The 19,134-nt window shown below is 72.7% G+C and carries 16 protein-coding genes; 9 read left to right on the plus strand and 7 right to left on the minus strand.

All coding sequences use genetic code 11. From position 1 onward, the window contains the following. Positions 1-305: 305 nt before the first annotated feature. Positions 306-1,613: an amidohydrolase gene (locus ABD211_RS03280; protein ID WP_425560328.1), complete on the plus strand. Its 1,308-nt coding sequence runs from the start codon at positions 306-308 to the stop codon at positions 1,611-1,613. Here ABD211_RS03280 and ABD211_RS03285 read toward each other — a convergent pair. Then, a complete protein-coding gene (locus tag ABD211_RS03285) occupies positions 1,577-5,302 on the minus strand; it encodes a M4 family metallopeptidase (protein WP_344126036.1) in 3,726 nt (1,241 codons plus the stop codon). The two genes, ABD211_RS03280 and ABD211_RS03285, sit on opposite strands and share 37 nt — an antisense overlap. A 171-nt stretch (positions 5,303-5,473) precedes the next feature. On the opposite strand from ABD211_RS03285, the gene ABD211_RS03290 reads away from it, so the two are divergent. Beyond that, positions 5,474-7,729, plus strand: a complete 2,256-nt coding sequence (locus tag ABD211_RS03290; protein WP_344126038.1) for a hypothetical protein — start codon at positions 5,474-5,476, stop codon at positions 7,727-7,729. Here the strand turns inward: ABD211_RS03290 and ABD211_RS03295 are convergent. Then, positions 7,667-8,671 carry a DUF4349 domain-containing protein gene (locus tag ABD211_RS03295; protein WP_344126040.1) on the minus strand — a complete coding sequence of 335 codons (1,005 nt, stop codon included), beginning with the start codon at positions 8,669-8,671 and terminating at the stop codon, positions 7,667-7,669. The genes ABD211_RS03290 and ABD211_RS03295 overlap by 63 nt on opposite strands. A gap of 141 nt (positions 8,672-8,812) precedes the next feature. On the opposite strand from ABD211_RS03295, the gene ABD211_RS03300 reads away from it, so the two are divergent. Both ABD211_RS03300 and ABD211_RS03305 read left to right on the plus strand, forming a co-directional pair. Further along, on the plus strand, positions 8,813-9,460 hold the full coding sequence (locus ABD211_RS03300; RefSeq protein ID WP_344126042.1) for an MBL fold metallo-hydrolase: 648 nt from the start codon (positions 8,813-8,815) through the stop codon (positions 9,458-9,460). Between the two features lie 44 nt (positions 9,461-9,504). Next, positions 9,505-10,239: an SCO6745 family protein gene (locus tag ABD211_RS03305; RefSeq protein WP_344126044.1), complete on the plus strand. Its 735-nt coding sequence runs from the start codon at positions 9,505-9,507 to the stop codon at positions 10,237-10,239. On the opposite strand, the gene ABD211_RS03310 is transcribed toward ABD211_RS03305, so the two are convergent. Further along, the gene (locus ABD211_RS03310) at positions 10,236-10,682 is read right to left on the minus strand and encodes a gamma-glutamylcyclotransferase (protein WP_344126046.1); all 447 of its coding nucleotides are present in this window, start codon (positions 10,680-10,682) and stop codon (positions 10,236-10,238) included. The genes ABD211_RS03305 and ABD211_RS03310 overlap by 4 nt on opposite strands. A gap of 137 nt (positions 10,683-10,819) precedes the next feature. On the opposite strand from ABD211_RS03310, the gene ABD211_RS03315 reads away from it, so the two are divergent. Then, complete coding sequence (locus tag ABD211_RS03315) at positions 10,820-12,220, plus strand: NAD(P)H-quinone dehydrogenase (protein WP_344126048.1); 1,401 nt, start codon at positions 10,820-10,822, stop codon at positions 12,218-12,220. Here ABD211_RS03315 and ABD211_RS03320 read toward each other — a convergent pair. Further along, positions 12,198-12,719, minus strand: coding sequence for a 2'-5' RNA ligase family protein (locus ABD211_RS03320; RefSeq protein ID WP_344126050.1), 522 nt, complete (start codon positions 12,717-12,719; stop codon positions 12,198-12,200). The two genes, ABD211_RS03315 and ABD211_RS03320, sit on opposite strands and share 23 nt — an antisense overlap. A gap of 79 nt (positions 12,720-12,798) precedes the next feature. On the opposite strand from ABD211_RS03320, the gene ABD211_RS03325 reads away from it, so the two are divergent. After that, complete coding sequence (locus tag ABD211_RS03325; RefSeq protein WP_344126052.1) at positions 12,799-13,227, plus strand: YbjQ family protein; 429 nt, start codon at positions 12,799-12,801, stop codon at positions 13,225-13,227. A 278-nt stretch (positions 13,228-13,505) separates the two neighbouring features. Here ABD211_RS03325 and ABD211_RS03330 read toward each other — a convergent pair whose 3' ends face one another. Next, the gene (locus ABD211_RS03330; protein ID WP_344126054.1) at positions 13,506-15,257 is read right to left on the minus strand and encodes an acetyl/propionyl/methylcrotonyl-CoA carboxylase subunit alpha; all 1,752 of its coding nucleotides are present in this window, start codon (positions 15,255-15,257) and stop codon (positions 13,506-13,508) included. 76 nt (positions 15,258-15,333) lie between these two features. Between ABD211_RS03330 and ABD211_RS03335 the strand changes: the two genes are divergently transcribed. The 3 genes from ABD211_RS03335 to ABD211_RS03345 all read left to right on the plus strand — a co-directional run bounded on the left by ABD211_RS03335 (position 15,334) and on the right by ABD211_RS03345 (position 17,784). Then, complete coding sequence (locus ABD211_RS03335; protein WP_344126056.1) at positions 15,334-15,981, plus strand: PadR family transcriptional regulator; 648 nt, start codon at positions 15,334-15,336, stop codon at positions 15,979-15,981. Between the two features lie 70 nt (positions 15,982-16,051). Next, positions 16,052-17,008 carry an ATP-binding cassette domain-containing protein gene (locus ABD211_RS03340; RefSeq protein WP_344126058.1) on the plus strand — a complete coding sequence of 319 codons (957 nt, stop codon included), beginning with the start codon at positions 16,052-16,054 and terminating at the stop codon, positions 17,006-17,008. An 11-nt stretch (positions 17,009-17,019) separates the two neighbouring features. Beyond that, positions 17,020-17,784 carry an ABC transporter permease gene (locus tag ABD211_RS03345; protein ID WP_344126061.1) on the plus strand — a complete coding sequence of 255 codons (765 nt, stop codon included), beginning with the start codon at positions 17,020-17,022 and terminating at the stop codon, positions 17,782-17,784. Positions 17,785-17,824: 40 nt separating this feature from the next. On the opposite strand, the gene ABD211_RS03350 is transcribed toward ABD211_RS03345, so the two are convergent. Further along, complete coding sequence (locus ABD211_RS03350; protein ID WP_344126063.1) at positions 17,825-18,478, minus strand: O-methyltransferase; 654 nt, start codon at positions 18,476-18,478, stop codon at positions 17,825-17,827. Positions 18,479-18,488: 10 nt separating this feature from the next. Continuing rightward, a complete protein-coding gene (locus tag ABD211_RS03355; protein ID WP_425560333.1) occupies positions 18,489-19,133 on the minus strand; it encodes a Maf family protein in 645 nt (214 codons plus the stop codon). Position 19,134 lies beyond the last annotated feature (1 nt).

Below are 19,134 nucleotides of genomic sequence, written 5' to 3' on the forward strand. Positions count from 1 at the left end.
CGGACACGCAGTGTGATTAGTGTGCCGTCGGCGACGCTGAAAATGCTTCTTACGCTGCGTGTTGCTGCCGCGAAGTGGGACGCTTGTCGTCGGTGTGGCAAACGTGAAAACGGGTAAGCGTGTCCGGTACGCCCGATGTCCTGAGGTGGCAAGATAGGGGGGAATGGGCCAAACGTGACGCTGTGCAATGCAGCTGGAACCGAAATGACATTGCGTAGCGTTACCGCCCTCGGACTACCCTGTGTGAGTCCCCCGGGTAGAAACGCAAGACAGCCATATTGACCGACTGAAATCGAGATGTCGTTGTGACGAGTGTGCTGACGCTGCCCGCGACAGCCGGCGGCGGACCTGAGCAAGCGGACCGGATCGACCCCCGAGGCACCCTCGGCTGTCCCGCCGCGTACGACCCGCGCCCGGCGCTCGATCGTTTCCTCGCCGCCCGGGGCGGGCACCTCATCGCGGTACGCCGTCACATCCACGCGCACCCCGAGCTGTCCGGCCAGGAGTTCGAGACGGCCGCGCTCATTCAGCGGGAGCTGGTCGAGGCCGGGCTCAAGCCGCGGCTGCTGCCCCAGGGCAACGGCGTCATCTGCGACATCGGCACGGGCGACGGCCCGGTCCTGGCGCTGCGCGCGGACATCGACGCGTTGCCCCTGCCGGACACCAAGGACGTGCCCTACCGCTCGACGAAGCCGAACGTCTGCCACGCCTGCGGGCACGACGTGCACGCCACGATCCTGCTGGGCGCCGGGCTCATGTTCGCCCAACTGGCGAGGGCGGGCGCGCTGCCGGGCCGGGTGCGGCTGCTCTTCCAGCCGGCCGAGGAGCAGATCATGGTCCGCGAGGACGGCCTGCTCACCGGCGCCCCCGAGATCATCGCGGCGGGCGGCCTCAAGGACGTCTCCCGGATCTTCGCCCTGCACTGCAACCCGCAGCTGCCCGTCGGCACGGTCGGCGTGCGCTCCGGCGCGTTCACCGCGGCGGCCGACACGGTCGAGGTCCGCATCACCGGGCCGGGCGGCCACACGGCCCGCCCGCACCTCACCGTGGACCTGGTGCACAGCCTCGGCCGCGTCCTCGTCGACGTGCCGGCGCTGCTCGACCGGCGGGTCGACGTGCGCGGCGGGGTGAGCCTGGTCTTCGGCGCGGTCCGCGCCGGCGAGGCGGCCAACACCATCCCGAGCGAGGGCTACGCGCGCGGCACCGTCCGCACGCTGAGCCGCGACACCTGGCGGGAGCTGCCGACCCTGGTCACCGAGCTGGTGCAGAGCGTGGTCGCCGGCACGGGCGGCACCGCCCACGTGACGTACACGCGCGGCGTGCCGCCGGTCGTCAACGACGCCGCGGCGACCCGGCTCATCGCGGACGCGGCCACGGCCGTGCTGGGCCCGGACGCGGTGCACGAGGCCGAGGTCAGCATGGGCGGTGAGGACTTCGCGTACTACCTGGAGACCGTTCCCGGCGCGATGATCCGCCTCGGCGTGGGCCGCCCCAACGCGGTGGACAGCGTCGACATCCACCAGTCCAGTTTCGACATCGACGAGTCCGCGATCGGCCACGGCGTACGCGTCATGGTCTATACGGCGATCGCCGGGCTGCTGAACCAGCCGTGACCGCCCGGGGGGGGGGGGGGGGGGGGGGGGGCCNCGCCGAAGCGGGTGCCGGCCTGCGCGCCGCCGGCGAACTGCCCATTGGTCACGACCTGCGCGCCCGTCGTGGTAGGACCGCCGGGGAAGAGCACCACGGCGCCCTTGCCCGCGTCCTCGCCGGGGATGCCGACGAGCACGTTGGCCTGGGTCCCGGAGCGGATCTTCCGGATCGCCACGGCGGCCCCGAACTGGTCGCCCGCCTCGGCGCCGCCGGTCGCGGCCGACTGGCCGAGAACCACGGCGCCGGTGCCGGTCACGCCCGACGTCGAACCCTTCAGCACCGTGACCACGCCGCCCGATGTCGCCGAGCCGGCCGACTCGCCGGGCACGCCGACGGCCAGGTCGTGGTATCCGTCGCCGGTGACGTCGCCGACCGCCAGGGCGGCGCCGAACTGGTCGCCGGTCTCGGCGCTGTCCGGTACGCCGGTCGTGTTCTGGCTGAACGCCTTGGCGCCGGTGCCGGTCACGCCGGACGTCGAGCCCTTGAGCACGGTCACGATCCCGGCCCGGGCCCGCGTCCCGACCGACTCGCCGGGTGCGCCGACGGCCAGGTCGCCGTAGCCGTCCCGGTTGAGGTCGCCGATGGCGAGCGCGGCGCCGAACAGGTCGCCGGTCTCGGCGCCGTCCGGCACGCCGGTCGTGTTCTGCGTGAACGCCCGCGCGCCGGTGCCGGTCACGCCCGTCGCCGAGCCGCGCAGGACGGTGACCATGCCGCCGCGGGGTGACCCGACGGTCTCGCCGGGGGCGCCCACGGCCAGGTCGGCGTAACCGTCCCGGTTGAGGTCACCGATGGCCAGCGCGGCGCCGAACCGGTCGCCCGCCTCGGCCGCGTCCGGCACGCCGGTCGTGTTCTGGGTCAGCCAGGCGCGGCCCGTCGTGGTCAGGCCGCTGGAGGTCCCCTTCAGGACGCCGACGCCGCCCGCGGACGAGGAGAATCCCTCAGTGCCGATCGCGAGGTCCGCCCGGCCGTCCTTGTTGACGTCGCCCGCGGCCAGCACCTTGCCGAAGCCCGCCGCGGCGGACGTGGTGAAGGTCGTGCTCGCGAACGCCTTCGAGCGCAGGGCGGTGAGCCCTTCGGACGAGCCGTAGTACACGGTGACCCGGCCGGCGGTCGTGCCCTTGGCTGCCGCGCCGACGGCGAGGTCGGCGAAGCCGTCCCCGTTGAAGTCGGCGCTGGTCGTCGCGGCGCCGAACTGCTGGTTGGCCACCGGCACGCCGGCCGTGAGGACCCGCGCGCTGGACGTGGTCAGGCCGCTGCCCGACGAGCCGTAGGACACGGTCACGGCGCCGGCGTCCGGCAGGCCGTCGACGTCGCGGTCGGGCGAGCCGATCGCCACGTCGTTGACCCCGTCACCGTTGTAGTCCGAGTGCACCGGGCTGCTCGCGGCGCAGGTGTAGACCTGCACGTTGTCGAGCCACCAGCCGTAGGCGGCGCTACCGGCGATGATGCCGTCGGTGCGGACCTTGAACTGGAGCTTGACCTTCTTGCCCCGGTACGTCGTGGGGTCCAGCGTGATGCGGGACGAGGTCCAGCCGCGGCTGTCGCCGCCGAACCCGATGCCGCCGTACGCCGCCTCGATCTCGCGGTTGGGCCCGTTGACCCAGGCGCCCTTGGGGGCGGCGTAGGTCGGGTTCGTGGCGGTGCTCGTGGTGATCCCCAGGAAGCCGCCGTCGAAGTAGCCGGTCCACAGGTAGCCCGGTCCGATCCAGTCGAACGCGTCGAGGTGGTCGAAGCGCACGTACACGGTGCCCGAGGTGGGCAGCGTGACGCTGGATCTCAGCGTCGCCGTGATGGTCGGCCGCCGGTCGATGAACGGTGTCTGCATCAGCAGCGCGTTGCCGGCCACCGCGCTCGGGCGCACGCTGCCGTCCACGGCCACCGTCGAGGTCACGTTCCACGCCGAGGCGCTGCTGAACCGGTCGACGAACAGGTTGCGCGGCCGGGTGCCGGCCGGGCAGATGGCCGCCTGGGCCGGGGCGGCCTCGGTCGCCGGCTGCCGCGTCATCTGCACGGCGGCCGTGGCGCGGCTGACCGAGGCGCACTCCGTGGTGTAGCCCAGGTTCGCGCAGGACTGCTGCAGGGCGTACGCCAGGTCGGCGTAGTCGGCGCCCGAGGTGAGCAGCTTCTCCGCGCCGAGCCAGATCTTCGCGACCTTGGTGACGTCCCGGATGCCGGCGACGGTCACGCCGCCGAAGGTGCCGCCGTCGGTCATCAGGTAGGCGGCCTTGTTGCCCACGCCGCTGTCGGCGTGCACGCCACCGTTGTCGTCGAAGGCCGGCTTCCAGTTATCGCTCTGGGTGGAGTCCGGGTCGCCGAACAGGGTCGGGTCCTTCATGCTGCGGATCGCGCCGCGGACCCACGTCGGCGTCTTGGCCCCCGGGTCGCGCGGCAGGTCCTCACCGAGCAACCAGCGCACCTCCGCGCTGTCGTCGCCCGCCACCGGGCCGCTGTACGACAGGTCGAACAACTCGCCCAGGACGTCCGAGATCGACTCGTTGATGGCGCCGGACTGGTAGTAGTACAGCAGCCCGGACGTGTGCTCCGTCACGCCGTGCGCGAGTTCGTGGCCGACGACGTCGTCCGCCGACGCGAACCCGTCGCCGAAGGTCATCTGCTGCCCGTTCCAGAACGCGTTCGGGAACAGGCACCCGCCGGTGTTCTCGTCCTCCCAGCCGGTCGGGCAGAACCGGGTGGTGGACAGCAGGCGCATGCCCTTGCCGTCGATCCCGTCGCGACCCAGGGAGTTGAGGAAGGTGTGCACGGCGCCGGTCAGCTCGTACGCGTTGTCCGCGTCGGCGATGCCGGTGGGTGCCTCACCCTCGGCGCGCGTCTTCCGGGCGTCCGTGCAGGTCTCGTCGTCGGTGGGCGCGTTGGCGAGGTCGCACACCTGGCGGTTCGGCTCGCTGGCGGTGGCGATCCGCGAGAAGCTCAGCGCGACGTGCCCGTCGGTGGCGTTGACGAGCACGTACCGGCTGATGTCGGGGCGGGTGGGCGAGGTGACCTCGAGCCGCCAGACCGTCTCGGTGGCCCGCGTCGTGGCGGGCCCGACGAGCGACGGGTCGTAGACGGACAGCGTCGGCTCGCTGGCCTGCAGCGTCGCGGCGGCCACGCCGGCGGCCCGCGCGGTGGCGGCGATGGCGTGCTCCCGCGCCGTCGCGGCGCTGACCGTGGCCGCGTCGACCGGGGCCGTGTCCGCCGAGGTCTCGCCGTTGATCGCGAGCAGGGCGCCGTCGGTGTCCAGGGTCACGACCAGCTCGCCGCCGATGACCGGCAGGCCCGCGCGGGTCTGCTGGAAGCGGACGAGCTCGTGACCGTCCTGCGGCACGGTCACCACCGCGCGCAGCTCGCGGGCCTGGTCGCGGACGCCGAAGGCGGCCCCGTAGGTGGCGAGGTGGGCGCGGGCGGCGGACTCGGGCGAGCCGCCGCGCGGGCGCGCGGCCGCGACCCGGCTGCCGGGCGTGATGGCCAGATGGCGGGCTCGACCGTTGTCCCTGACATCGATCGACACACCGTCCTGCTGGTTCGCGCGCTCGACGCCCGGCGACGACGCGGCCGCGTCGGCGAGGGCGGGCGAGCCCGTGGCGGCCACGACCAGTGGCGTCGTCACGAGGGCGGTCAGCAGGGCGGCGCGACGGTTCCGGGGGAATCGCACCGGGCATGGCTCCTATGCAGTTCGGTCCGGTGCACGCGGCACCGGGGCGCCCGAGTGGCGCCTCACCAGGCCCTGTCGACCGTGGGGCCCGGGCTCCTGAGCCGCCTGACCGAACCTTGAGCTGAACTGAGGAATACTTGATGTCTCTTTCGTCTCATTTACGCTTGTTCCATGGCGACCGAGCTCCGGGTGCACGGCGTCAACGGCGCCCCCGCCGAGGAGGTGCTCGACCGGCCGTGGGTGGGCCGGGTCGCGGGCGACACCGAGGCCGGCTTCTACCGGCCCCGGCCGGAGACGCACGCGACGACCGGGCCGGGCGGCGCCGACCTGGAGGCCTACCGCTGGGGCTCGCTCACGTCCGGCGCCGCCGCCCGCGCGGCCTGGCTGCTCCTGCTGCCGTTCACGCTCGCGAACGTGACGGTCTGGCTGCGCCCGCCGGCCGGGCCGGGCGGACGGGCCGTGGTGCGTGGGCTGTGCCGGCTCTTCGCCCTGTCGCTGACGGTCACGTTCGTGCTCACCATCGTCGGGGCGGCGATGGACCTGGTCGCCTGGCAGTGCGCGTCGCCGGGCACCGGGTGCATGGCCGGCCGGCCGTGGCTGCGCGGGCTCTTCACCGGATTCTTCGTCCCGCCCGGACGCCGGCTCGCCCTCGGCGCCCTCGCCCCGATCGGCGTGATCGCGGTCCTGTGGGCGCTCGGCCGCGGCACCTGGGCCCGGTACGAGTCGTTCCGCCCCGCCGGCGCGCGGCCGGACGGCGACGGCCTCGCCTCGCCGACGTTCTGGCACGGCCGCGTCCCCGTGGGGCGGCTGCGGGCGCTGCACATCGCCGTCGCGCTCGCCACCGTCGACGCCGTCCTGCTGTGGGTGCTCGTCCGGCACGACCGGGCCGGCGGGTTCGCCGGCGTGGACCTCGGGCCGCTGTCCGCGTCGGCGGCGCGGGCGATCGGCGTGCTGTTGGGCGTACTCACCATGGTGGTGTTGGTGGGTTGTGCGTTGGTGCTGTTGACGCGCGGCATGATGTCGCGCGACGCGCCCGCCCGGTGGGCCGGGTCGGCGGTGCGGGCGGCCCGCGGCACGGCGCTGGCGCTGACCGCGGCGAGCCTCGGGTACGCGCTGCTGCCCCGCGCGCCCTGGCGGGCGACGGGCGCGCTGCCCGGGTACGGCCGGCTGGTCACCTGGCTGTTCGCGGCGCAACTGCTGGTGCTGGCGGCGCTGGCCGTCGTGGTGGCCGTGCAGATCGGCGCCGCCCGCCGGTACGGGCGCCTGCGCGACCCGCTGCTGGGCGGCTTCGGCACCCCCATCGTGGGATCGCTGGGGCTGGGCCTCGGCGTGGCCTTCTCCGCCGGCCTGACCTACCGGGTCGCCGACTACCTCGACCGGGCCGCCTCGCCCAGCCCGGCCGACTGGGCGCGGCCGGTGGCCCGGGTGCGCCTGGAGCCGCCGCTGTCCTTCCAGTGGGCCGCGCTGGGCTTCCTCGTCGGCGTCGTGGTCGCGGTGCTGGCCTACACATGGGTGCGGACGGTGACCATGCCGCGGCTGCGCGCCGGCGCGCGGGCCGCCACCGACGAGGACTTCCCCGGCGGCCGGTCGCGCGACCCCGCGCGGGCGGCGGACATCGACGACGCGATCGTCGGCGCCCGGGCCACCGACCACATCGGAGGGACGGTCGGCGTCGCCTGGGGCGTCCTGGCCGTCGGCGTGCTGGCCGCGACCGGGCTCGCGCTGGCCGGGCTCGGGCCGGTGCAGCTCGCGCCGTCCGGCTCCGCCGGGGCCGACCTGTTGCACGCGCTCACCACCGCCGGGACGTACCTCATCAACCTCACCGCGCTCGCGCTGGTGCTGCTGGGCGTCCAGGCCTACCGCCACCAACGGGTACGCCGCGTCGTCGGCGTCATCTGGGACGTCGCCACGTTCTGGCCGCGCGCCGCGCACCCGCTGGGCGTGCCCTGCTACGCCGAGCGGGCCGTCCCCGAGCTGGCCCACCGCGCCGCGTGGCTGGCGGGCCGGGGCGGGGTGGTGCTGTCCGGCCACAGCCAGGGCGCCGTGCTGGTCGCGGCGGCCGTCCTGCAGTTGCCGGCCGACGCGCGGCCCGGCACGGCGATGCTCACCTACGGCTCACCGCTGCGCCGCCTGTACGGGCGGGCGTTCCCGGCGTACTTCCACGACGGCGTGTTCGGCGAGCTGGCCGAGGCGGTCGGCGGCGGCGAGCCGCGCTGGCGCAACCTGTGGCGGCGCACCGACGCGATCGGCGGCCCGGTGGCGCCGGGCGGGCTGGACGTACGCCTGGTTGATCCGCTGGCGTTCGATCCGCCGCCCGGCGACCGGGTCGCGCCCGCTATCGCGGGGCATTTCGACTATCAGCTGTCACCGGCCTTCGCCGCCCAGGTCACCGCCCTGCTCGACCGGCTGCGCCGGCCGGACCGCTGACGGCGCGGCCTGGACCGGGGCCGGACGCCGGCCGCGACGGCGCAGCCAGATGATCAGGCTCACCGGGATCGCTACCGCGACCAGGAACGGCAGCAGCGCGCCGATGATGGTCAACACGACCTGCACGGCCACGACGAACGCCTGCCAGCCGGCCTTGAGGCCGCCGAGGAACCCGGTGACCTCCTTCTCGGGCTCCGGCTGCGGCTCGACCTTCTTCGCCGTCTGCAGCATGAGCGTGATCGTCGAGTACGACACCTTGTTGGCGAGGTCGCGCTTGCGGGCCTGCAGCGAGGCGAGCTCGGACTCCCGCTTGGTCAGCTCCGACTCCACGGAGACGATCTCGCCGATGGTGTTGGCCTTGGCCATGAGCGCCCGCGTGCGGTCGACGCTGGCCTGCTGCGACCTGATGCGGCTGTCCAGGTCGACGACGGCCTCGGTGACGTCCGTCGTCTGGCTGGAGCGGTCGAGCTCCTTGCCGAGCTTGCCGAGCGCGTCCATCGTCGTGCTGAACGCCGCCGACGGCACCCGGAGCACGAGCACGGCGCTCGCGTCGGTGGGACTGTAGAGGCTGCGCTTGTCGGCGCCGACGAAGCCCTGCGCGCCGGTGACCAGGCCGACGGCCCGGTTTGCCGTGCCGGCCACGTCGGCCACCTCCACGGTGATGGTGCCGTTGTAGATGATGGCGCGGTTGGTCTCGCCGGCCTCGGGCGGCGTCACCGAGCCCTCCTGCGGGGCGGCCGGGTTGCCCTTCTCGGCGGCACCGCCGCCGGCCATGTCGGCGGCGCCGGCGTCGGCCTTGTTGTCGCGGGCGGCCTCCGGGGCGCCCATGGCGGGGGCGCCGGCGCTGGACGTGGCCTCGTCGCTCTTCGCGGAGCAGGCGGCGGCGCCGAGGGTGACGGCGAGGCAGAGCGTTATGAGACCGAGGGCGCGGTACTTCCTCATGGATGTCCTCCCGTGCGGGTGGTGGGTCGGGGCGGCGATTGGATGCGGCCGCACCCCGACCGGTTCCGTCAGCGTGGGATCGCGACATCACGGTTCGGCGTCGACAAAGATTAGGGACCGGTCACAGTTGGAGGAGGCCCGGTGCGCTTCGTCAAATATTCACACTCGTGTGTCCGGATCGAGGCGGGCGACGCCGTGCTCGTCATCGATCCCGGCGCCTTCAGCGAGGCCGAGTCGCTCGACGGCGTCGACGCGGTGCTGCTCACCCACGAGCACTTCGACCACCTCGATATCAACAAGCTGACCGACGCGCTGGCCAGGCGTCCCGAGGTGCGGATCTTCACCCACGCCGACGTGGTGGGCAAGCTGGGCGACCTGGCCCCGGTCACCACCACGGTCGCCCCGGGCGAGGCGTTCACGGCCGCCGGCCTGCCCGTCCGCGCCTTCGGCGGGCTGCACGCCGAGATCCACCGGGACGTGCCGCGCGTGACCAACCTGGGCTTTCTCGTCGCGGACGCGCTCTACCACCCCGGCGACTCGTTCGACCTGCCCGGCGACGTCACCGGCGTGGACACCGTGTTCGTCCCGGTCTCCGGACCGTGGCTGAAGATTTCGGAGTCCGTCGACTTCGTCCGCGCCATCCGGCCGCGCCGCGCGGTGGCGCTGCACGACTGCCTGCTCAGCGACGCGGGTTTCCTGGTCACCGACGGCAACATGAGCAAGCTCTCCGGCTGCGAGTACACCCGGCTGGCGGCCGGTTCCGGTCTCCCGGTGTCCACCATGGACTGATACCCGACGGGCGCGATCGGCGCCCGCCCGGCACAATCGGCGGGATGACCCCCGAGCTGTGCGCCGCAGCGACCAAGCGCGCCGTGCTCGCGCTCGGGGCCGACTTCGCGCTGCACCCGGCCAGCCGGGAGCGGGCGCGCGGGCTCGGGCTCACCCCGTGGTCGCTCTACGTGGCGGGCCGGGCCGGGGTCCTCGGCCATGACGTACGCCCGGACGCCGTGGCCGCCGCGCTCGGCTTCGTCGCCCCCGAGGCGGTGCGGCGCGGCTGGGAGCCGACGATGGTCATCGGCCCGCGGGCGGTCGCGGAGCTGTGTCTCGACGAGTGGTGCCGCTGGGGTTCGGCCGCGTTCGCCGGCGTCACCGGCCTGGACCGGCTCGCCGCGCTGGCCGAGCGCGTCGTGCTGGCCGCCGACCCGGGCGCCATGCCGCTGTTCGCCGCCTGGCGGGCCATGCCCGTCCCGGACGACCGCCCGGGCGCCCGGCTCGCCGTCCTGCTGCACCTGATGCGCGAGCACCGGGTCGGCGCCCAGCTGCTGGCCGTCCGCTCGGCGGGCCTGCGCCCGGTCGAGGCGCTCATCGCCGGCCCGGAGGGGGAGTCCGGCGCCACCGCGTACGGGTGGGAGCCGCCGTACCCGCCACGGATGCCGCTACTGCGCCGGTTCGTCCACGCCGACGGGGTGGCGGACCGGGTCGTGGCCCAGTCGCTGCGCGACCTGACCCCGGGCGAGCGCGCCGAGCTGGTGACCTTCCTCAAGATCGCGGCGGCGGTGGCCCGCTAGTCGCGGGTGGGGCGGTCCCGCAGGTCGGCGACGTAGTCGTCGGGGGCGCCGGCCTTCTGCGCGGCGTTGGCGATCTCCGACAGGTACCACGCCGTGGGCTGGCCGCCCTCGTAGCTGTCCAGCACGTACATCCAGGCGGTCACCTCGCCGTCGAGGGTCGCCACGCGCACGTGCAGCTTGCGGTACGTGCCGGCGGTGAAGCCCTCCAGCTCGTCGAGCTGCCCCTCGTCGGTGGCCTGGATGTCGTAGAGGGCGACGAACACGCGTCCGTCGGGATCCTCCACCACGGTGGAGACCGATCCCTCGTGTCCCAGCAGGTCGTCCCCGCCGAAGGTCAGTCGCCAGCCCTGGAGCCAACCGGTGCCGACGAGCGGCGAGTGGGGGCAATATGCCCGCATTCGCCCAGGGTCGAGATTCGAGCCGTATGCGGCGTACAAGCGCACGCGATGACGATAGTCCCTTCAGGCGTACTTAAGAATGCGACTGTCCGTAGTCGTCAATTCTCCAGCGCGCGTCAGCCGCGCTGGCGGTGGGCACCTAGGGTTAGTCGCAGACCTCATCCTGGGACGGAGACGCGAGCATGAGCCGCATTGTGATCATCGGCGGAGGCCCGGCGGGCTACGAGGCGGCCCTGGTCGCCACGCAGCTCGACGCCGAGGTGACCGTGATCGAGGCCGACGGCGCCGGCGGGGCCTGCGTGCTGTCGGACTGCGTGCCGTCCAAGACCTTCATCGCCTCCTCGGACGTGGTCACGGCCTTCCGGCACGGCGGCGACCTGGGGGTCCGCAGCGACAACCCGCACGCCGTCCGGCTCGACGCGCCCGCCGTCCACGAGCGGGTCAAGAAGCTCGCGGTCGCCCAGTCGCATGACATCGCCGCCAAGCTGACCAAGGCCGGCGTCGAGCTGGTCGCCGGCACGGCCCGGCTCGGCGACGACGCGCTCGGGCACCGCCACCCGGTGATCATCACGCCGGCGGGTGGCGAGGAGTACAGCGTCGACGCCGACGTGGTCCTCGTGGCCACCGGGGCCACCCCGCGCGTGCTGCCCGACGCCCGCCCCGATGGCGAGCGCATCCTCACCTGGCGCCAGGTCTACGACCTGCCCGAGCTGCCGTCCAAGCTGGTCATCGTGGGCTCCGGCGTGACCGGCGCCGAGTTCGCCAGCGCGTACCTGGCCTGCGGGGTCGACGTCACCCTCGTCTCCAGCCGCGACCGGGTCATGCCGCACGAGGACGCCGACGCCGCCATGGCGATCGAGACCGTCTTCCGCGCCCGGGGCATGACGATCCTCAACAACGCCCGCGCCGAGTCGGTCGTCCGGACCGCCGACGGCGTGCTGGTCACCCTCGCCGACGGGCGCACGGTCGAGGCGTCGCACGCGCTCATGGCGGTCGGCTCCGTCCCCAACACCGGTTCGCTCAACCTCCAGGGGTACGGCGTGACGGTCGCCCCCGGCGGCTACGTCTCGGTCGACCGGGTCTCCCGGACCAACGTGCCCGGCATCTACGCGGCCGGCGACTGCACCGGCGTCCTGCCGCTCGCCAGCGTCGCGGCCATGCAGGGCCGGGTGGCGATGTGGCACTCCCTCGGCGAGGCGGTCACCCCGCTCAAGCTCAAGACCGTGGCCGCCAACGTGTTCACCGACCCGGAGCTCGCCAACGTCGGCGTGTCGCAGAAGGACGTCGACTCGGGCAAGGTCCCGGCCCGCACGGTCATGCTGTCGCTGGACGGCAACGCCCGGGCCAAGATGGCCAACGTGACCGACGGCTTCATCAAGCTGTTCTGCCGTCCGGCGTCCGGCCTGATCATCGGTGGCGTCGTCGTCGCCCCCAAGGCCAGCGAGCTGATCCTGCCGATCTCCATGGCGATCGAGAACCACCTCACGGTCTCCCAGCTGGCCCACACCATCACGATCTACCCGTCGCTGTCGGGCTCCATCGCCGAGGCGGCGCGCCAGCTCATGCAGCACGAATTTGAGTGAAAATCTCTCTGTTGTGGTCCGCCACGGCGGCGCTGCGCAGCGTCGCCTGTAGCGGGACGAAGTCGAAGGCCGTCCGGGCGCCGGTGGAGATCGCGTCGCCGCGGGCCGTCATCGACAGGGTGCAGTGGGGGACCCAGACGCCCGGGCGGTAGAGCGGCCAGAACTCCACGCCGGCCGCGTCCAGCCGGTCGACCACCTCGGCGTGCAGCTCCAGCAGCTCCGCCTTCGGCGCCGGCCCCAACCACAGCACGCCGCCGGGGAACTGGCCCACGTGTCCGAAGGTGAGCGTGATCGGCGGCGGGACGGTCAGCCCCTTGAGCGCGTCGGTGACGGCCACCGGGTCCAGCTCGTCGGCGACCACGAGGGACACGTGGGGGCGGTGCTTGCCGTGCGCGTGTTCGCCCTGGTTGGTCACCCCGGCGGCGGTGAGGTTGCGCCAGAGCGTCTTGACGCGCTGCTCGGCGACGGTGTCGAAGTACAGTTCCAACGCGGCGACCATGCGTGGCAGGGTAACCCGGTCGCGATAGGACACGGGCGCATCGTCGGTCCCGGGCGGCTTTCCGGGCTACGCTGAGCGCGTGCTGGTGGTGACCTCCAACGATATTCCCGGTTATGAGGTGCTCGCCGTCTACGGCGAGGTGTTCGGGGTGACCGTGCGGGCCCGCAACGTCGGTGCCGGCTTCACGGCGAGCTTCCGCTCCATCGGCGGCGGCGAGATCCCCGAGATGACCACCCTGCTGCTGCAGAGCCGCAACGAGGCGATGGGCCGCATGATCTACCAGGCCCAGCAGCGCGGCGCCAACGCCATCACGGCCATGCGCTTCGACAACGGCGAGATCGCCGGCCGCTGGACGGAGATCTGCGCCTACGGCACGGCGGTGTGGGTCGCCCCGGTCAGCGACGCCGCGAAGCAACAGTACGAAGCGCTGGTCGCCGCCGGCCGCATGCCCCACCAGCAGCAGTACGCCACGAACATCAGCGAGTACGGCCCCCCACCGAGCCACTAACCGGTGCGCTACCGCCAAAGGTGCACTCTTGCGCGGCCACCGCACGAGGTTAACCGCGTTATCCCCACAACGCCGGTTATCCGGCCGTACCCTCCCGCCAAAGTTGCGCCTTCGGCGGCTTCCCCGGTGGGCCATGCGCGATCTCCAGGACTTTGGGTCGCTCCAACGACCCGAAACCCTGAAGATCCACTGTCGTGGGTGGGGTCAGCGGATCTTCGGGGACTCCGGTCGCTCCGACGACACAAAGCCCCGAAGATCCAACGGTCGCCCGGCGGGTGTCAGCGGATGTGGCAGATTACGGCGTGGGTGGCGATGGTCTCGCCTACTGCGGCCGTCAGGTTGTGGATCTTGCCGGTGCGGTGGGCGTGCAGGGGCTGTTCCATCTTCATGGCCTCCAGGACCACGATCAGGTCGCCCTCGGCCACCTCGTCGCCGTCCGCCACGGCGATCTTCACGATCGTGCCCTGCATCGGACTGGTCAGCGACTCGCCCGTCGCCGGCGCGTGCCCCGCCCGCCCGCCGGCCCGCCGGCCACGCCGGTAGGGGCCCGATGCGCCTGCGCCGGTGCCCACCTGGCCCAGGAGGTCGGCGGGGAGGGTGACCTCCAGGCGCTTGCCGGCGACCTCCACCACGAGGGATGTGCGCGGCTCGGCCGGGGTCGGCGCCGTGGAGCTGTGCGGGGGGACCTGGCCTCTCCACTCCGTTTCGATCCAGCGGGTGTGGACGCGGAAGGGGTCGTCGACGAAGTCGGGATCGCGGACGACCAGGCGGTGGAACGGCAGGACCGTGGCGATGCCCTCGACGACCATCTCGTCGAGCGCGCGCCGGGCGCGTTCGAGCGCTTCGCGCCGGGTCTCGCCGGTGACGATCACCTTGGCCAGCAGGGAGTCGAAGTTGCCGCCGATCGAGTCGCCCGCGACCACGCCGCTGTCGACGCGTACTCCAGGGCCTGAGGGGAGGACCAGCGCGGAGATGAGGCCGGGCGCGGGCAGGAAGCCGCGACCGGCGTCCTCGCCGTTGATCCTGAACTCGATCGAGTGACCGCGCGGTGTCAGGTCGGCCGCGTGGCGCAGCTTCTCGCCGGCCGCGACGCGGAACTGCTCGCGGACCAGGTCGATGCCGGCGGTCTCCTCGGTGACCGGGTGCTCGACCTGCAGGCGGGTGTTGACCTCCAGGAAGCTGACCGTGCCGTCCTGGCCCACCAGGTACTCCACGGTGCCGGCGCCGTGGTAGCCGGCCGCGAGGCAGATCGCGCGGGCGCTCGTGTGGATCTGCTCCCGCTGTGCGTCGGTGAGGAACGGCGCGGGCGCCTCCTCGACGAGCTTCTGGTGGCGGCGCTGCAGCGAGCAGTCGCGGGTGCCGACGACGATCACGTTGCCGTGCTGGTCGGCGAGCACCTGCGCCTCGACGTGGCGGGGGCGGTCGAGGTAGCGCTCGACGAAGCACTCGCCGCGGCCGAACGCGGCGACGGCCTCGCGGGTCGCGCTGTCGAACAGCGCGGGGATCTCCTCGATCGTGCGGGCGACCTTGAGGCCCCGGCCGCCGCCGCCGAAGGCCGCCTTGATGGCCACGGGCAGGCCGTGCTCACGGGCGAACGCGACGACCTCGTCGGGTCCGGCGACCGGGTCGGTCGTGCCGGCGACCAGCGGGGCGCCGACGCGCTGGGCGATGTGCCGGGCGGTGACCTTGTCGCCCAGGTCGCGGATGGCCTGCGGGGACGGGCCGATCCAGGTCAGGCCGGCCTCGATGACGGCGGCGGCGAAGTCGGCGTTCTCGGCGAGGAAGCCGTAGCCGGGGTGGACCGCGTCCGCCCCGGCGCGGCGGGCGATCCCGATCAGTTTGTCGATGCGCAGGTACGTGGCGCCGGGGGTGTCGCCGTCGAGGGCGTACGCCTCGTCGGCGAGGCGGGCGTGCGGGGCGTCGCGGTCGCTGTCGGCGTAGACGGCGACGCTGCGCAGGCCGGCGTCCTTGCAGGCACGGATGACGCGGACCGCGATCTCGCCACGGTTGGCGATGAGGACTGTACGCACGCTGCCAGCTTAGGTTCGTTTCCCGTCTGGTGGCTTAACGACAGCTTAGTCAAGTTTGGCTATTACGCTTTTGGCCATGTCGACGACCCGTCTCATGATCCTCGGCCTGGTGCGCTGGCTGCAGCCCGTGCACGGCTACCTCGTCCGCCGCGAGCTGGAGAGCTGGAACGTGGAGGAGTGGGCCGCCATCGCGCCCGGCTCCATCTACCACGCGCTGCGCAAGCTCGCCCAGGAGGGAATGCTCGAGGAGGTGGGCACGGAGCAGGTCGACGCCCGCCCGGCCCGGACGTCGTATCTGGTCACGGCGGCGGGCGAGCAGGAGTTCCAGGAGCTGCTGCGGCGGTACTGGTGGGACTACAAGGCGCCGGTCGACCCCTTCCAGGTGGCCTTCTCGCTGATCTGGGCGATGCCGGAGAACGAGGCGGCGGCGGCGCTGCGGCACCGGGCGGCGCGCCTGCGCACGATCGCGGGCGGCTTCACGGCCATGCTCGCCAGCGAGTTCATGCAGGCCACCAAGCCCGTACATGTGGGTTGGATGTTCGAATTGTCGGTGGGGCGTGCTGAACTCGAAGCGGACTGGTGCGAGCGGACGGCTGACCGGATCGAGGCCGGTGAGCTGCGGGCCGAGTGGGGGCCGGCGGGGCTGGACGAGCGGTCGGAGGCGATGCGCGTGCTGCGGGCGCAGCGCGAGCGCGACGGGCAGTCGCGACCTATCGAGGAATAATCAAAGTTGACTACCACAGCTATATCGCGATAGCGTACGGACCGCATTCACGGGACACGCGGGAGTTCACATGATCAAGACCACCGGTCTGCGGAAGTCGTTCCGCAGCCGCGCGGGGCGGGAGACCGCCGTGGTCGACGCCGTCCGCGGCGTCGATCTGGAGGTGTCCGAGGGAGAGATCTTCGGATTCCTGGGGCCCAACGGGGCCGGCAAGACCACCACCCTGCGCATGCTGGCCACGCTCATCGAGCCCGACGGCGGCGACGCCATCATCGCGGGCGCCAACCTGCGCACCGAGCCCGGCGAGGTGCGCCGGCGCATCGGCTACGTCGCTCAGGGCGGCAGCACCTGGGACGACTCGACGGCGCGCGAGGAGCTCGTGCTCCAGGCCCGGCTCTACGGCCTGGGCAAGGCTGAGGCGCACGAGCGCGCCACCCGCGCGCTGGAGGGCTTCCAGCTCGCGGAGTACGCCGACCGCAAGTGCAAGACCTACTCGGGCGGCCAACGTCGCCGCGTCGACATCGCGCTCGGCATCATCCACCAGCCCAAGGTGGTCTTCCTCGACGAGCCCACCACCGGGCTCGACCCGCAGAGCCGCGCCCACATGTGGGACGAGATCCGCCGCCTGCGCACCGAGGGCCTGACCGTCTTCCTCACCACGCACTACCTCGACGAGGCCGATGCCCTCTGCGACCGCATGGCGATCATGGATCACGGCCAGATCGTCGCCGAGGGCACCCCCGCCGACCTCAAGCGCGAGATCTCCGGCGACGTGCTCAAGGTCGGCCTGCCGGCCGGCGTCGCCGAGCGCGCGAGCAAGGTGCTGGGCGCCGAGGAGGTCGTGAAGAAGCTGGAGCCCGACGACGGCGGCCTGCGCCTCTACGTCGACGACGGGGCGACCGCGATCCCCCACGTGCTGCGCGCCCTCGACGGCGCCGGCCTCGCCCTGACCACGATCGAGCTGCACCGGCCGAGCCTCGACGACGTGTTCCTCACCAAGACCGGCCGCTCGCTGCGGGAAAGCTGAGGCAGACGACCATGAAGTTCCTCCGTGACACCTGGCTCATCCTCCAGCGCCAGATGCTCCTCCTGCTGCGCAACCCGGTCTGGATCTTCGTCGGCATCTTCCAGCCGGTGATGTACCTGCTGCTGTTCGCGCCGCTGCTCAAGCCGGCGCTCGCGCCGCTCGGCGCGAACACCAACGCGGAGACGTACCGCATCTTCGTGCCCGGCCTGCTCGTGCTGCTCGCCATCTTCGGCGGGCTGTTCCAGGGCTTCGGGCTCATCGCCGAGCTGCGCGCGGGCGTCATCGAGCGGTCCCGGGTCACCCCGGTCAGCCGCCTGGCCCTGCTGCTCGGCCGGTCGCTGCGCGACGTCGTGTCGCTCATCGCGCAGGCGATCATCATCACCCTGCTCGCGCTCGCCTTCGGCCTGCGCGTCTACATCGAGAACCTGCTGCTGGCCTTCCTGCTGCTCGCGCTCATCGCGCTGATGACCTCGGCGGTCTCCTACGGGGTCGCGCTCAAGGTGCGCAGCGAGGACGCGCTGGCCCCGCTGATGAACACGGTGGCCCAGCCGGTGCTGCTCCTGTCGGGCATCCTGCTGCCGCTCGCGTTCGCGCCCGCGTGGCTCAAGAACGTCGCCCAGTGGAACCCGTTCTCGTGGGCGGTCGACGGCACCCGGGCCCTGTTCGCCGGCGACCTCGGCAACGACCGGGTGTGGCAGTCGCTGCTCATCATGGGCGTGCTCACGTCACTCGCCGTGTTCTGGGCGGCCCGCGAGTTCGCCCGAAGCGTGCGCTGACGTTCGGGCGGGGCGCCACCCGGCGCCCCGCCCGAACGTGTCAGCGTTTGCGGGCGATCGTCAGACCGTCGGCGAGCGGCAGCAGCACCGAGTCGACCCGCTCGTCGGCCAGGACCGCGTCGTTGAACGCGACCATCGCGTGGTCGTCCGGGCTCTGCGGCGCGACGATGCGGCCGTGGCGCAGCACGTTGTCCAGCAGGATCACGCCGCCGGGCCGCATGCGCGGCACCAGCTCCGCCCAGTAGGTCGGGTAGGAGGCCTTGTCCGCGTCGATGAACGCCAGGTCCAGGTGCTCCTCGGCGGGCAGCTCCCGCAGCTTCTCGGCGGCCGACCCGATACGCAGCTCGATCTTGTCGGTCAGCCCGGCCCGCGCCCAGTACTTGCGGGCGATCGACGTGTACTCCTCCGAGATGTCGAAGCAGGTCAGCACGCCGTCATCGGCCATCCCGCGGGCGATCGAGATGGACGACAGGCCGGTGAACGTGCCGACCTCCGCCGCCCGGCGCACGCCGAGCAGCCTCGTGAAGAGGGTCAGGAAGCCCGACTGCTCCGGCGCGATCTGCATGCCGGACTCGGCCGGCAGCACGGCCAGCGTCTCGGCGATCAGGTCGGCGATCAGCGGGTCGGGCGGGCAGCTGTGCGCTACGACGTACGCGTGCAACTCGTCGGAGAGCCCCAGGGTCTTGGCGGTCATACCCGTGACCCTAGTCCGACCAGAGATCGAACACGGCCACATCGTGCGCCGCCAGCAGGTCGCGCAGCAGCGGCAGGGACAGGCCCACGACGGTGCCCGGGTCGCCCTCGACCTCGCGGACGAACCATCCGCCGAGCCCGTCGATGGTGAACGCGCCGGCCACGTGCAGGGGCTCGCCCGTCGCGACGTACGCGTCGATCTCCGCGTCGCTCAGGTCGGCGAACCGGACCGTGGTCCGGGCGACCCGCTCGTGCAGTTCGTCCGTCACCGCGTCGATCAGACAGTGCCCCGTGTGCAGCACGCCCTCGCGGCCCCGCATCGCGTGCCAGCGCTTTCGCGCGTCCTCGGCGTCAGTGGGCTTGCCGAGGATCGCGCCGTCGAAGGCCAGCACCGAGTCGCAGCCCAGCACGAGGCGCCGGCGCCCGTCGGCGTTCACCCCCGCCGCCGGCGCGTGCAGCCGCAGCCGCACCGCGACCGCCTCCGCCTTGAGCCGGGCCAACGTGCCCGCCAGCACGTCCGCGTCCATGGCATCCACAGTGGATTCATCCACGCCGCTGACCAGCACCTCGGGTTCCACCCCGGCGGCGCGCAGCGTCTTCAGTCGGGCCGGGCTGGCCGAGGCCAGCACCAGCAGGGCGCTTGTCGTACTCACGATG

Source organism: Luedemannella flava, from assembly GCF_039528515.1.
Classification (GTDB): Bacteria; Actinomycetota; Actinomycetes; order Mycobacteriales; family Micromonosporaceae; genus Luedemannella; species Luedemannella flava.

Bases quoted from the DNA above. Each gene is read 5' to 3' on its own strand.
- ABD211_RS03290 (WP_344126038.1), top strand. From the start codon at position 5,474: ATGGCGACCGAGCTCCGGGTGCACGGCGTCAACGGCGCCCCCGCCGAG.
- ABD211_RS03295 (WP_344126040.1), bottom strand. From the start codon at position 8,671: ATGAGGAAGTACCGCGCCCTCGGTCTCATAACGCTCTGCCTCGCCGTC.
- ABD211_RS03305 (WP_344126044.1), top strand. From the start codon at position 9,505: ATGACCCCCGAGCTGTGCGCCGCAGCGACCAAGCGCGCCGTGCTCGCG.
- ABD211_RS03315 (WP_344126048.1), top strand. From the start codon at position 10,820: ATGAGCCGCATTGTGATCATCGGCGGAGGCCCGGCGGGCTACGAGGCG.
- ABD211_RS03320 (WP_344126050.1), bottom strand. From the start codon at position 12,719: ATGGTCGCCGCGTTGGAACTGTACTTCGACACCGTCGCCGAGCAGCGC.
- ABD211_RS03335 (WP_344126056.1), top strand. From the start codon at position 15,334: ATGTCGACGACCCGTCTCATGATCCTCGGCCTGGTGCGCTGGCTGCAG.
- ABD211_RS03340 (WP_344126058.1), top strand. From the start codon at position 16,052: ATGATCAAGACCACCGGTCTGCGGAAGTCGTTCCGCAGCCGCGCGGGG.
- ABD211_RS03345 (WP_344126061.1), top strand. From the start codon at position 17,020: ATGAAGTTCCTCCGTGACACCTGGCTCATCCTCCAGCGCCAGATGCTC.
- ABD211_RS03350 (WP_344126063.1), bottom strand. From the start codon at position 18,478: ATGACCGCCAAGACCCTGGGGCTCTCCGACGAGTTGCACGCGTACGTC.